Consider the following 13,172-nt stretch of genomic DNA (forward strand, 5'->3'; position numbering starts at 1 on the left):
GTACATGGTGCTGATGATCGTCAGCGGGCGTTCGGGATCCGGAAAATCGGTCGCCCTGCGCGCGCTGGAAGATATGGGCTTTTACTGCGTGGATAACCTGCCGGTGGTGCTGCTGCCCGACCTGGCGCGTTCGCTGGCGGATCGGCAGATTTCTGCCGCGGTCAGCATCGACGTTCGTAACATGCCTGAATCACCGGAGATCTTTGAGCAGGCGATGAGCAGCTTGCCGGAAGCATTTTCACCTCAGCTTCTGTTCCTTGACGCCGATCGCAACACGTTGATCCGTCGCTACAGCGATACCCGCCGCCTGCATCCGCTCTCCAGTAAAAACCTGTCGCTGGAAAGCGCCATCGACCAGGAGAGCGATTTGCTGGAGCCGCTGCGCTCCCGCGCCGATCTGATCGTCGACACCTCTGAAATGTCGGTCCATGAACTGGCGGAGATGCTGCGTACCCGTCTGCTGGGCAAACGCGAACGCGAACTGACGATGGTCTTTGAATCGTTCGGCTTTAAGCACGGCATTCCAATCGATGCAGACTACGTGTTCGACGTGCGCTTCTTACCGAACCCGCACTGGGATCCGAAGCTGCGTCCGATGACCGGCCTTGATAAGCCCGTCGCCGCGTTCCTTGACAGACATACGGAAGTGCATAACTTTATCTATCAGACGCGCAGCTATCTTGAACTCTGGTTGCCAATGCTCGAGACAAACAATCGCAGCTACTTAACGGTGGCGATTGGCTGTACCGGGGGCAAACACCGTTCGGTCTATATTGCTGAGCAACTGGCTGACTATTTCCGCTCGCGCGGTAAAAACGTGCAGTCCCGTCATCGTACGCTGGAAAAACGTAAAACATGACCGTAAAGCAGACCGTTGAAATCACCAACAAGCTGGGCATGCACGCCCGCCCGGCGATGAAGTTATTTGAACTGATGCAGGGGTTTGACGCGGAAGTTCTGCTGCGTAATGACGAAGGCACCGAAGCCGAAGCCAACAGCGTGATTGCTCTGCTGATGCTGGATTCGGCGAAGGGCCGTCAGATTGAAATCGAAGCCACCGGCCCGCAGGAAGTCGAGGCGCTGGCGGCGGTGATTGCGTTGTTCAACGCCGGATTTGATGAAGATTAATGCAGCTTATTAGCCTGCATAAAGCCTTCGCCACCCAGCTGGCGCATCTGGCGCAGGATCCACGCCTGACGGCTGCGTACATAGCCTGATGGCGCGCTGGCCTTAAAGCGGATCGGATTCGGTAACACAGCCGCCAGCAGCGCGGCCTCCGACGCCGTCAGACGGCTGGCTGGTTTGTTGAAATAGCGCTGCGACGCGGCTTCAACGCCAAACACACCCTCGCCAAACTCCGCGATATTCAGATAGACCGTCAGGATCCGTTTTTTACTCCACACCGTTTCGATACCCAGCGTCAGCCCGGCTTCAAAGCCCTTTCTCACCCAGCTGCGCCCGTCCCATAGAAACAGGTTTTTCGCCGTCTGCTGAGAAAGCGTCGATGCCCCCCGAATGCGGCTCTCGTTGCGCTCGTTATGCGCTAACGCCTTCTCAATCGCCCCGACGTCGAATCCCCAGTGTTCAGGGAATTTTTGATCTTCGGCGGCAATCACGGCCAGCCCCATCCAGGGAGAGATCTCATCCATACTCACCCAGTCAGAGTGGGCGATGTAGCTGAAATTGCCGCTCAGCCAGTTACCCAGCTGACGTTCAACCATCACCGCTGAAAACGGCACTGGCAGGAAGCTAAACAAGGCGATACCCCCGCCCCAGAAAACCGCCATGACCAGCAGAATGCGAATGACGATCCGTCTTAACCAGCCAGCTTTAGGACGCTTTAACCTCATTCAGCAAGCACCAGCACGCGGGTGACCAGCTTCTCGATACCCGTCGCGGCTTCCGCGATGGTTTGCGCCAGCATGTAAGCGGGCGTGGTCACGATCCTGTTCTCTTCATCGACCACGATATCGTCCACCGGACAAGGGATATGCTCACCGCCCATATCCTCAATGACCTCGGCGGTATCGATATCAGTCCCGATGGTCAGGCGCAGCGGTTTATCAAAAATGGCCGGCAGCATCGCGGGAGCGATACAGATAAAGCCCAGCGGCTTGCCTGCCTCATGCATCTGCAGGGCCAGCGCTTTTAAATCGTTATCTACCTGGCAGGCACTGCCCTGCCGGGCAAAATCACTCAGATTTTTGGCCGCACCAAAACCGCCCGGTACAATCAGCGCATCCAGTTCAGCGGCCAGGGCCTCGCTGAGCGGGCGAACCTCTCCACGTGCGATCCGTGCTGCCTCAACGAGGACGTTACGGCTTTCGGCCATCGTTTCGCCGGTCAGGTGGTTGATCACGTCTGACTGGGCTTTATCCGGAGCAAAACAGACCGCTTCGGCACCATTACGCACCAGGGCCAGCAGCGTCAAAACGGCCTCATGAATTTCTGAACCGTCGTAAACTCCACAGCCGCTCAGGACTACACCAACCTTTTTCATCATGCGATCCCTCTCGAAAAATGTTAAATGCGCATTAAAAATTCTGATTAAAACGGTGTGCTTCACACATTTAACTGATTCATGTAACAAAGTATTTAAGATTTGCTATCTTAACTGCGTGCGGCCTAAATTTTCCGGCTACGCCATCTACGACAAAAACATCTTTATATTCAGGCGCAGCCAAGATTTCCCTGGTGTTGGCGCAGTATTCGCGCACCCCGGTTTAGCCGGGGTCATTTTTTTCTGCTCTCCACCCAGGCTTTCAGCACGGCCACATCGTTCTGCCACTCCTGCTTCATCTCTTCAACCCATTCACCTACGTTGTCTTCCCACGCTGGTAAATCCGGGGACTGAATCTGTTGGCCAAGCTGTTGCAGATGACGCAAACCCACCGACCCGGCCGCGCCTTTGATCTTATGGCCTTCTTCCACGATGCCTTTCTGATCCCGCGCCGTCAGGTTGGACTCCAGCACGTTCAAATAACCCGGCATCATCTTCTCGAAGATCGCCAGGCCGTCGGTGATCAACTTCGGACCAACCAGATCGATGTACTGCTCAAGCATGTCGATATCCAGCAAAGACTTCGCTTTCTCTGTATCTACCGTCGTCATGGTGCTCTCCTCTTCGTCACAGGTGTCCCAGAACTTCTTAATCATGGCGGTTAAGGCAGGTACCGCCAGCGGTTTGCTCAGCACATCGTCCATACCCGCGTCCAGGTACTCTTTTTTGTCTTTCAGCACGTTGGCGGTCAGCGCCACCAGCGGCGGCAGTTCGTCGCTGGCGTAACGGCTCGTCAGCTCACGCGAGATGTCCAGCCCGGTCATGTCCGGCAGCTGAATATCCAGCAGCACCAGGTCGTACTCGCCCGGCGTGAACATCTCCAGCGCGGCTTTACCGGTCATGGCAACATCGACGCTGCTGCCGAGTTTCTCCAGCACCGAGCGCGCCACAATCACGTTCAGCTCGATATCTTCCACCAGCAGCACGTGCAGGGCGGGCAGCGGCATATCGTCGTGGGCAAAGGTATCTTCAACCTCTTCCGCCACGGCCGGGGCACGCACGCTCAGCTTAAACACGGAGCCGTGCCCTGGGTTGCTGGAGACCGTAATGTCGCCCCCCATGCTCTTCGCCAAGCGGCGCGATACCGCCAGGCCAATGCCGGTGCCGGTGGCAGGCTTGCCCCCCTGGCTGTCTTTGACCTGATAATACATGGCGAAGATTTTATCCTGCTCCTCCTGCGGAATACCGATCCCGGAATCTTCCACTTCGAAATGCAGCATCTCGCCCTCGCCGTAGCGCACGCGAACCGCCACCTGGCCGTTCTGGGTAAATTTGACCGCGTTGCTGATCAGGTTCCACAGGATCTGACGCAGGCGCGTGCCGTCGGTGACCACCTTGTGCGGCAGCGGCAGGGTCGGTTCCATCACAAAGCGTAGCCCTTTCTGCTGCGCCTGCAGGCCAGAGAGGTTTTCCAGATCGGCAAGGAAGCTGGTGAAGTCCACCGGCTGGTTATCCAGCTGGACTTTACGTCGCTCCATCTTATCCATATCAATAATATCGTTGAAGATATTGCCGAGCGTCACCGCCGAAACATGGATGGTTTTAAGATATTTCTCCTGCTCGCTGGTCAGTTCGGTGTCGAGCAGAATGCGGCTTAAGCCGACGATGCCGTTAAGCGGAGTACGCAGCTCATGGCTGATGGTGGAGATAAAGGTGGTTTTATCCCGGCTGGCGCGCTCCAGCGCATCCTGATAGCGCTTCCGCTCGGTAATATCACGCCCGAAGCCCATCAGCCCGTGGCGTTTCCCGACGCGGTCGTAGTAAGGCACTTTACGGATTTCGAAGCAGGCTTTACGCCCGTCCGGGTAGTCGAGCCACTGCTCATACGTCAGGGAGACGTTATGGCGGAAGACCTTCTCATCGGTTTCGATAACTTTGGCGGCCGCTTCGGGGGAGTAGACGTCCTGCGGGCGCAGGCTGACGAGCTGTTTTTCACTTTTGCCGGTCAGAAGTTCCATCGCCCGGTTACAGCCGGAGAACTCTTTGTCTTCGTTGCGGTAGAAGACCAGATCCGGTGAGGCATCAAGGAAAGAGCGCAGGAAAGAAGATTGCTGCTCGAGCTGGATTTGCGTCTGTTCGCGCTCTTTCATCTCGATTTTCAGCTGTTCCAGCGTGGTCTGGCGCTCGGCCTCCGCTTTCACGCGGTCTGAGATCTCCTGGTTCAGCTGGGCAATGTTGTCTTTAAGCTGGACGTTGAGCTTCAGGTCGCGCTCGCGCATCTCCTCCAGCTTCTCCACTACCCGGGTCAGCCGCTGGCGGGACTCTTCCAGCTGTTCAACCACCACCGAGAGAAAATAGACCGCCCACGGGGTAATCAGCAGGCCAAAGAAAATGGAACGAATCAGGTCGATGCTTTCCACCTGGCCGTGCAGCACCATGGTAATGGCCATCTGCACCACAATCGCCAGCACCACCAGCGCCAGCGCCAGCAGCAGGGAGAAGCGCACCAGGCCAAGCTTCATCATCAGATCGACATAGTATTGCGCCAGTAACCGAATTTGCTTCATAGGGGATCTCTTCACGACGTCATCGCACAATAATACTCAAATTCCAGGCAAGACGTTGAAGGTTGTGCAAAAAAGTGAGGGGTAAAACAGAGGATGCGCCTCACTTCCCGGGCGGGGAAGCGAGGCGAGAAGGGTCAGGAGCGCTTCAGTAACAGCCAGAGGCTGATCAGGAAGAAAGAGGCGCTCGGCAGCAGCGCGCCGATCACCGGCGGTATGCCGTACACCAGGGTCAGTGGACCGAAAATCTGATCGAGTACGTAGAAGACAAAGCCGAAGCTGATGCCCGTCACGACCCGCACGCCCATAGGAACGCTACGCAGCGGACCGAAGATAAACGACAGCGCCATCAGCATCATCACCGCCACCGAGAGCGGCTGGAAGACCTTGCTCCACATGTTGAGCTGATAACGTCCGGCATCCTGGCCGCTCGACTTCAGGTACTTCACGTAGTTATGCAGACCGCTGATGGAGAGCGCATCCGGGTCCAGCGCCACCACACCGAGTTTGTCCGGCGTCAGGTTGGTTTTCCAGGTGCCGGAAACGGTTTGTGACCCGGTGATCTGTTTTGGATCCTGCAGGTTTGACTCATCCACCTGCGACAGACGCCAGACCTTTTTATCGGCATCAAAGGCGGCCGTCGCGGCGTAACGCACCGCCTGCAGACGACGCTGGTCGTTAAAGCTGTAGATGCTCACGCCGCCAAGGGTACTGTCGCCGGTGACGCGTTCGATATAGACAAAGTTATTCCCGTCTTTTGCCCACAGCCCCTGCTGGGTAGAGAGCAGCGAGCCGCCGTACATCTGCTGGGCGCGGTAGTTACGCGCCATCTGTTCGCCCTGTGGCGCAACCCACTCGCCCATCGCCATGGTCAACAGCACCAGCGGGATCGCGGTTTTCATGACGGACAGCGCTACCTGCATGCGGGTAAAGCCGGAGGCCTGCATCACCACCAGCTCACTGCGCTGGGCCAGCATCCCCAGCCCCAGCAGCGCCCCTAACAGCGCCGCCATCGGGAAGAAGATCTGCACGTCTTTTGGAATGCTGAGCAGGGTATACATCCCCGCGCCCATGGCATCGTAGCTCCCCTGCCCGGCCTTTTTCAGCTGGTCGACAAACTTAATGATGCCGGAGAGCGACACCAGCATGAACAACGTCATCATGATGGTGGTAAAGATGGTTTTACCGATATAGCGGTCAAGAACGCCAAACGCCTGCATCACACCGCTCCTTTACGCGTAAACCGGGCCCGCACACGGCGCATCGGCACGGTGTCCCACATGTTGAGGGCGACGGCCAACAGCAGATAGAGTCCGTTAATCACCCAGGTCCAGATAACCGGGTCAATTTTTCCTTTACCACCGTTCGATTTGATCGAGGTCTGCAGCAGGAAGAACACCAGATAAAGCAGCATCGCAGGCAACATGGAGAGCACGCGGCCCTGACGTGGGTTCACCACGCTGAGCGGCACCACCATCAACGCCATCATAAATACGGTGAATACCAGCGTGATGCGCCAGTGCAGCTCCGCACGGGCGCGATTGGTATCGGTATTGATCAGCGTGCGCATGCTCATCTGTTCAGTATCGGTAGGATCCAGCGCAACCGCCTGATGGCCAATAATCGCCTGATAGTTCTGGAAATCGGTGATGCGGAAATCACGCAGCATCGCCGTACCTTCGAAGCGGGTGCCTTTGTTCAGGGTCACAATCTGCGAACCGTCTTTACCCTGGGCGAGCTGACCGGAGTCGGCCACCACCACGGAGGGACGGGCGTTGCCCTTGGTGCGGATCTGCGCGAGGAACACTTCGTTGAAACGGCTGCCATCCACGCTTTCGATAAACAGCACGGAGTTACCGTCAGTCGCCTGCTGGAACTGGCCCTGGGCCAGTGCGGCCATGCCGGGGTTGGCTTTCGCTTCGGCCAGCACTTCGTCCTGATGACGAGAAGAGACAGGACCGGCCCACATGACGTTCACGGCGGCCACGATGCCGGTAAACAGCGCCAGGATCATGGCGGCTTTAACCAGCACCGCTTTGCTCAGACCGCAGGCATGCATGACCGTGATTTCGCTTTCGGTATAGAGTTTACCGAGCGTCATCAGCAGTCCGAGGAAAAGGCTAAGTGGCAGGATAAGCTGCGCCATTTCAGGCACGCCCAACCCAAGCAGAGAAAGCACCAGATTTGTGGGAATTTCGCCATCGACAGCCGCGCCGAGGATCCTCACCAGTTTCTGACAGAAAAAGATCAGAAGCAGGATGAAGAGTATCGCCAGCTGGCTTTTGAGCGTCTCCCGCACCAGATATCTTATGATTATCACATTAAATACGCCCGTAAAAACCCGTCTCTTTGCAGGAAAATCGCTTGTTTCATGGCTTAAACGTCATTTATTCTCTTGAGTCGTCGAAATCATCGCTAAGATTAGAACACCCGACGGATTCGCGCTTCAGGAGTTATTATGACGTGCCGAAACCGTAATAACGTAAGATTAACACGAAGTCACCGCAACAGCGGGTACGAGTTACGAAAGGTTTCAATTCTATCCGTAGCTGCCGCTGTTGTCTTTAAGATTCAGGAGCGTAGTTCATGGAGTTCAGTGTAAAAAGCGGTAGCCCGGAGAAACAGCGGAGTGCCTGCATCGTCGTCGGCGTGTTTGAACCCCGCAGACTCTCTCCGATCGCCGAACAACTCGATAAAATCAGTGACGGCTACATCAGCGCCCTGCTGCGCCGCGGCGAGCTGGAAGGCAAGCCGGGACAGACATTGCTGCTGCATCACGTGCCTAACGTCCTGTCCGAGCGCATCCTGCTGATTGGCTGTGGCAAGGAGCGCGAGCTGGACGAGCGCCAGTACAAACAGGTTATTCAGAAAACGATTAATACGTTGAATGATACTGGCTCAATGGAGGCCGTGTGCTTCCTGACCGAACTGCACGTCAAAGGCCGCAACACCTACTGGAAAGTACGTCAGGCGGTAGAGACAGCCAAAGAGACCCTGTACAGCTTCGATCAGCTGAAAACCACAAAAAGCGAACCCCGTCGCCCGCTGCGTAAGATGGTCTTTAACGTCCCTACCCGCCGTGAGCTGACCAGCGGTGAACGCGCCATTCAACATGGTCTGGCGATCGCTGCCGGTATCAAGGCCGCGAAAGACCTGGGCAACATGCCGCCAAACATCTGTAACGCAGGCTACCTTGCGTCACAGGCGCGTCAGCTGGCTGACTCCTACAGCAAAAACGTCGTCACCCGCGTGATTGGCGAACAGCAGATGAAAGAGCTGGGAATGCACTCCTACCTGGCCGTCGGCAACGGTTCACAAAATGAATCTCTGATGTCGGTCATTGAGTACAAAGGCAACCCGGCTGAAGACGTGCGTCCGATTGTGCTGGTGGGTAAAGGCCTGACCTTCGACTCCGGCGGTATCTCCATCAAGCCTGCCGAAGGCATGGATGAGATGAAGTACGACATGTGCGGCGCGGCGGCGGTTTACGGCGTGATGCGCATGGTGGCCGAGCTGCAGCTGCCGATCAACGTAATTGGCGTGCTGGCGGGCTGTGAAAACATGCCGGGTGGCCGCGCCTATCGTCCGGGCGATGTCCTCACCACCATGTCAGGCCAGACCGTTGAAGTGCTGAACACCGATGCCGAAGGCCGCCTGGTGCTGTGCGACGTGCTGACCTACGTTGAGCGCTTCGATCCAGAAGCGGTTATCGACGTGGCAACCCTGACCGGCGCCTGCGTGATTGCCCTGGGCCATCACATCACCGGCCTGATGTCGAACCACAACCCGCTGGCGCACGAGCTGATCGGTGCGTCCGAACAGGCGGGTGACCGCGCATGGCGTCTGCCAATGGCCGATGAGTACCAGGAGCAGCTGGAGTCTAACTTTGCGGATATGGCCAACATCGGTGGGCGTCCTGGCGGTGCCATTACCGCGGCCTGCTTCCTGGCGCGCTTTACCCGCAAGTACAACTGGGCTCACCTGGACATCGCGGGCACCGCATGGCGCTCTGGTAAAGCCAAAGGCGCAACCGGCCGTCCTGTTGCCCTGCTGTCACAGTTCCTGCTGAATCGTGCGGGTTTTAACGGCGAAGAGTAATTGCCGTCTGATGCCCGGTGGCGCTACGCTTACCGGGCCTACGGAAAGATGCCGTTTGTAGGCCGGGTAAGCGCAGCGCCACCCGGTTTTGCATTTAAATCCACAACAAGAAACCCCATATATGAAAAACGCAACGTTCTATCTTCTGGACAATGACACTCAACAGGATGGCTTAAGCGCCGTTGAACAGCTGGTGTGTGAAATTGCCGCAGAACGTTGGCGCGCGGGTCTTCGCGTGCTGATTGCCTGCGAAGATGAGCAGCAGGCCATCCGTCTGGATGAAGCGCTGTGGGCCCGACCGGCGGAAAGTTTTGTTCCGCATAATCTGGCGGGAGAAGGACCGCGCGGCGGTGCTCCGGTGGAGATCGCCTGGCCGCAAAAGCGTAACAGCAGCCCACGCGATATTCTGATTAGCCTGCGTACCGGCTTTGCAGATTTTGCCACCGCTTTCACAGAAGTGGTAGACTTTGTCCCTTACGAAGACTCCTTAAAACAACTGGCGCGCGAACGCTATAAAGCGTATCGCCTGGCTGGTTTTAACCTGAATACGGCAACCTGGAAATAATGGAAAAGACATACAACCCACGCGATATCGAACAGCCGCTTTACGAGCACTGGGAACAGCAGGGCTATTTCAAGCCTAACGGCGATGAAAGCAAAGAGTCCTTCTGCATCATGATCCCGCCGCCGAACGTCACCGGCAGTTTGCATATGGGGCATGCCTTCCAGCAGACCATCATGGACACCATGATCCGTTACCAGCGCATGCAGGGCAAAAACACCCTGTGGCAGGCCGGTACTGACCACGCGGGTATCGCTACCCAGATGGTGGTTGAGCGTAAGATTGCCGCTGAAGAAGGTAAAACCCGTCACGACTACGGCCGCGACGCCTTTATCGACAAAATCTGGCAGTGGAAAGCAGAATCCGGCGGCACCATTACCCGTCAGATGCGCCGTCTCGGCAACTCCGTGGACTGGGAGCGCGAGCGCTTCACCATGGACGAAGGTCTTTCCAACGCCGTTAAAGAAGTTTTCGTCCGTCTGTATAAAGAAGACCTGATTTACCGTGGCAAGCGCCTGGTAAACTGGGACCCGAAACTGCGCACCGCTATTTCTGACCTGGAAGTGGAAAACCGCGAGTCTAAAGGCTCCATGTGGCATATCCGCTATCCGCTGGCCGACGGCGAGAAAACCGCAGACGGTAAAGATTACCTGGTTGTCGCCACCACCCGTCCGGAAACTCTGCTGGGCGATACCGGCGTGGCCGTTAACCCGGAAGATCCGCGTTACAAAGATCTGATTGGCAAATTTGTGGTTCTGCCGCTGGTGAACCGCCGTATTCCGATTGTGGGCGACGAACACGCCGACATGGAAAAAGGCACCGGCTGCGTGAAGATCACCCCGGCACACGACTTCAACGACTACGAAGTAGGTCGTCGCCACGCCCTGCCAATGATCAACATCCTGACCTTTGACGGCGATATCCGTGAAAGCGCAGAGGTCTACGACACCAAAGGCGAAGAGTCTGACGTTTACTCAAGCGATATCCCGGCAGAGTTCCAGAAGCTGGAGCGTTTTGCCGCGCGTAAAGCGGTCGTTGCCGCTGTCGACGCCCTGGGCCTGCTCGAAGAGATCAAACCGCACGACCTGACCGTCCCTTATGGCGACCGTGGCGGCGTGGTGATCGAGCCGATGCTGACCGACCAGTGGTACGTTCGTGCTGACGTGCTGGCGAAACCTGCGGTGGAAGCCGTGGAAAACGGCGACATCCAGTTCGTACCAAAACAGTACGAAAACATGTACTTCTCCTGGATGCGCGATATTCAGGACTGGTGTATTTCCCGTCAGCTGTGGTGGGGTCACCGTATCCCGGCATGGTATGACAACGAAGGCAATGTCTACGTTGGCCGTACGGAAGACGAAGTGCGTCAGGAAAACAACCTGAGCGCCGACGTTGCCCTGCGTCAGGACGAAGACGTGCTGGACACCTGGTTCTCCTCCGCGCTGTGGACCTTCTCCACCCTCGGCTGGCCGGAAAATACCGACGCGCTGCGTCAGTTCCACCCAACCAGCGTGATGGTGTCCGGCTTCGACATTATCTTCTTCTGGATCGCCCGCATGATCATGATGACCATGCACTTCATCAAAGATGAAAACGGCAAGCCGCAGGTTCCGTTCCATACCGTCTACATGACCGGTCTGATCCGTGACGACGAAGGCCAGAAGATGTCCAAGTCCAAGGGTAACGTCATTGACCCGCTGGACATGGTTGACGGTATCTCCCTGGAAGATCTGCTGGAGAAACGTACCGGCAACATGATGCAGCCGCAGCTGGCTGAGAAGATCCGCAAGCGCACCGAGAAGCAGTTCCCGGACGGCATCGAGCCGCACGGCACCGACGCCCTGCGTTTCACCCTGGCGGCGCTGGCTTCAACCGGTCGCGACATCAACTGGGACATGAAACGTCTGGAAGGTTACCGCAACTTCTGTAACAAGCTGTGGAACGCCAGCCGCTTCGTACTGATGAACACCGAAGATCAGGATTGCGGCTTTAACGGCGGCGAAATGACCCTGTCCCTGGCAGACCGCTGGATCCTGGCTGAATTCAACCAGACCACCAAAGCGTTCCGCGAGGCGCTGGATAACTACCGCTTCGATATCGCGGCAGGCATCCTGTACGAATTCACCTGGAACCAGTTCTGCGACTGGTACCTGGAGCTGACCAAACCGGTCATGAACGGCGGTACTGAAGCGGAACTGCGCGGCACGCGTAATACGCTGATCACCGTTCTGGAAGGTCTGCTGCGCCTGGCGCACCCGATCATCCCGTTCATCACCGAAACCATCTGGCAGCGCGTGAAGGTCATCGCTGGCATCAACGCTGACACCATCATGCTGCAGCCGTTCCCGGCATTCGACGCCGCGCAGGTTGACGAAGCTGCTGCATCCGATACCGAGTGGCTGAAGCAGGCGATCGTCGCCGTGCGTAACATCCGTGCCGAAATGAACATCGCGCCGGGCAAACCGCTGGAACTGCTGCTGCGCGGTTGCAGCGAAGCGGCACAGCGTCGCGTGAACGAAAACAGCACCTTCCTGCAGACCATGGCGCGTCTGGAGAGCATCACCGTGCTGCCTGCTGATGATAAAGGTCCGGTCTCCGTGACCAAAATCATCGACGGCGCCGAGCTGCTGATCCCGATGGCTGGCCTGATCGACAAAGATGCTGAGCTGGCACGTCTGGCGAAAGAAGTGGCTAAAGTTGACGATGAGATTGGCCGCATCGAAAACAAACTGTCCAACGAAGGCTTTGTTGCCCGCGCGCCGGAAGCGGTGATCGCCAAAGAGCGTGAAAAGCTGACCGGTTATGCGGAAGCGAAAGCGAAGCTGATTGAGCAGCAGGCCATTATTAGTGCGTTGTAATGAGTGAAGCAATGCGTGTAAATGCTCCTGTAACGGCGCACCTGCGCCGTATCACCGCCACGGATAACCCGGCCATTGCCGGCGTTATCCGCCGGGTATCAGCCGAATACGGCCTCACGGCCGATAAAGGTTATACCGTTGCGGATCCCAATCTCGACGAACTGTACGCTCTGTACAGCCAGCCGGGGCATGCCTATTGGGTTGTAGAGCAGAACGGGCAGGTTGTGGGTGGCGGTGGCGTTGCACCGCTCGCCTGCAGCGAGCCGGACATCTGCGAACTGCAAAAAATGTATTTCCTTCCCGTCGTCCGCGGACAAGGCTTAGCGAAAAAACTGGCGCTACAGTCGCTGGATCACGCCCGTGCTCAGGGCTTTAAGCGCTGCTACCTTGAAACCACCGCCTTCCTGACCGAGGCCATCAGGCTGTATGAGCATCTCGGCTTTGAGCACATCGACCAGCCGCTGGGCTGTACCGGCCACGTCGATTGCGAAGTGCGGATGCTGAAAACGCTGTAATTCCCCTTCCCGCCCCCTTCTGTTAAGCGGCTGTAAACTGAATGCTCTACACTCTCAGTTCAACACCACGAGGGG

At 57.0% G+C, this 13,172-nt stretch carries 11 protein-coding genes; 6 read left to right on the top strand and 5 right to left on the bottom strand.

All coding sequences use genetic code 11. The annotated features are described in order from the left end of the window. The first annotated feature begins 4 nt into the window (after positions 1-4). Positions 5-859 (top strand): RNase adapter RapZ, encoded by an 855-nt coding sequence (gene rapZ / locus FFB58_RS15000; RefSeq protein ID WP_039031624.1) that lies wholly within the window; start codon positions 5-7, stop codon positions 857-859. Next, positions 856-1,128, top strand: a complete 273-nt coding sequence (gene npr / locus FFB58_RS15005; RefSeq protein WP_032614489.1) for a PTS phosphocarrier protein NPr — start codon at positions 856-858, stop codon at positions 1,126-1,128. The genes rapZ and npr overlap by 4 nt, the downstream gene beginning before the upstream one ends. On the opposite strand, the gene mtgA is transcribed toward npr, so the two are convergent. From mtgA to lptF, 5 genes are all read right to left on the bottom strand, one after another. Further along, entirely contained in the window at positions 1,125-1,850 is a 726-nt protein-coding gene (gene mtgA, locus FFB58_RS15010) for a monofunctional biosynthetic peptidoglycan transglycosylase (RefSeq protein WP_039031623.1), read from the bottom strand. The genes npr and mtgA overlap by 4 nt on opposite strands. Beyond that, positions 1,847-2,500, bottom strand: a complete 654-nt coding sequence (elbB, locus tag FFB58_RS15015; protein ID WP_039031835.1) for an isoprenoid biosynthesis glyoxalase ElbB — start codon at positions 2,498-2,500, stop codon at positions 1,847-1,849. The genes mtgA and elbB overlap by 4 nt, the downstream gene beginning before the upstream one ends. A 233-nt stretch (positions 2,501-2,733) precedes the next feature. After that, a complete protein-coding gene (gene arcB, locus FFB58_RS15020; RefSeq protein WP_039031622.1) occupies positions 2,734-5,067 on the bottom strand; it encodes an aerobic respiration two-component sensor histidine kinase ArcB in 2,334 nt (777 codons plus the stop codon). A 134-nt stretch (positions 5,068-5,201) separates the two neighbouring features. Next, entirely contained in the window at positions 5,202-6,284 is a 1,083-nt protein-coding gene (gene lptG / locus FFB58_RS15025; RefSeq protein ID WP_039031621.1) for an LPS export ABC transporter permease LptG, read from the bottom strand. After that, positions 6,284-7,384, bottom strand: a complete 1,101-nt coding sequence (gene lptF / locus FFB58_RS15030; RefSeq protein WP_039031620.1) for an LPS export ABC transporter permease LptF — start codon at positions 7,382-7,384, stop codon at positions 6,284-6,286. Before lptF ends, lptG begins: the two co-directional genes overlap by 1 nt. A gap of 266 nt (positions 7,385-7,650) precedes the next feature. Here lptF and pepA point away from each other — a divergent pair, with 266 nt between their 5' ends. The 4 genes from pepA (at position 7,651) to FFB58_RS15050 (ending at position 13,097) form a co-directional block, all read left to right on the top strand. Next, positions 7,651-9,162: a leucyl aminopeptidase gene (gene pepA / locus FFB58_RS15035; protein ID WP_039031619.1), complete on the top strand. Its 1,512-nt coding sequence runs from the start codon at positions 7,651-7,653 to the stop codon at positions 9,160-9,162. A 121-nt stretch (positions 9,163-9,283) separates the two neighbouring features. Next, positions 9,284-9,727, top strand: a complete 444-nt coding sequence (gene holC, locus FFB58_RS15040; RefSeq protein ID WP_039031618.1) for a DNA polymerase III subunit chi — start codon at positions 9,284-9,286, stop codon at positions 9,725-9,727. Then, positions 9,727-12,582 (top strand): valine--tRNA ligase, encoded by a 2,856-nt coding sequence (locus tag FFB58_RS15045; protein WP_138370310.1) that lies wholly within the window; start codon positions 9,727-9,729, stop codon positions 12,580-12,582. The genes holC and FFB58_RS15045 overlap by 1 nt, the downstream gene beginning before the upstream one ends. Positions 12,583-12,593: 11 nt before the next feature. Further along, positions 12,594-13,097 carry a GNAT family N-acetyltransferase gene (locus tag FFB58_RS15050; RefSeq protein ID WP_138370311.1) on the top strand — a complete coding sequence of 168 codons (504 nt, stop codon included), beginning with the start codon at positions 12,594-12,596 and terminating at the stop codon, positions 13,095-13,097. The last annotated feature ends 75 nt before the right edge of the window (positions 13,098-13,172 follow it).

It is taken from the genome of Enterobacter sp. MF024, from assembly GCF_005843915.1.
GTDB lineage: Bacteria > Pseudomonadota > Gammaproteobacteria > Enterobacterales > Enterobacteriaceae > Enterobacter > Enterobacter barmai.

Coding starts and splice junctions, on each gene's coding strand:
- rapZ (WP_039031624.1), top strand. CDS start 5: ATGGTGCTGATGATCGTCAGCGGGCGTTCGGGATCCGGAAAATCGGTC.
- npr (WP_032614489.1), top strand. CDS start 856: ATGACCGTAAAGCAGACCGTTGAAATCACCAACAAGCTGGGCATGCAC.
- mtgA (WP_039031623.1), bottom strand. CDS start 1,850: ATGAGGTTAAAGCGTCCTAAAGCTGGCTGGTTAAGACGGATCGTCATT.
- elbB (WP_039031835.1), bottom strand. CDS start 2,500: ATGAAAAAGGTTGGTGTAGTCCTGAGCGGCTGTGGAGTTTACGACGGT.
- arcB (WP_039031622.1), bottom strand. CDS start 5,067: ATGAAGCAAATTCGGTTACTGGCGCAATACTATGTCGATCTGATGATG.
- lptG (WP_039031621.1), bottom strand. CDS start 6,284: ATGCAGGCGTTTGGCGTTCTTGACCGCTATATCGGTAAAACCATCTTT.
- pepA (WP_039031619.1), top strand. CDS start 7,651: ATGGAGTTCAGTGTAAAAAGCGGTAGCCCGGAGAAACAGCGGAGTGCC.
- holC (WP_039031618.1), top strand. CDS start 9,284: ATGAAAAACGCAACGTTCTATCTTCTGGACAATGACACTCAACAGGAT.
- FFB58_RS15045 (WP_138370310.1), top strand. CDS start 9,727: ATGGAAAAGACATACAACCCACGCGATATCGAACAGCCGCTTTACGAG.
- FFB58_RS15050 (WP_138370311.1), top strand. CDS start 12,594: ATGCGTGTAAATGCTCCTGTAACGGCGCACCTGCGCCGTATCACCGCC.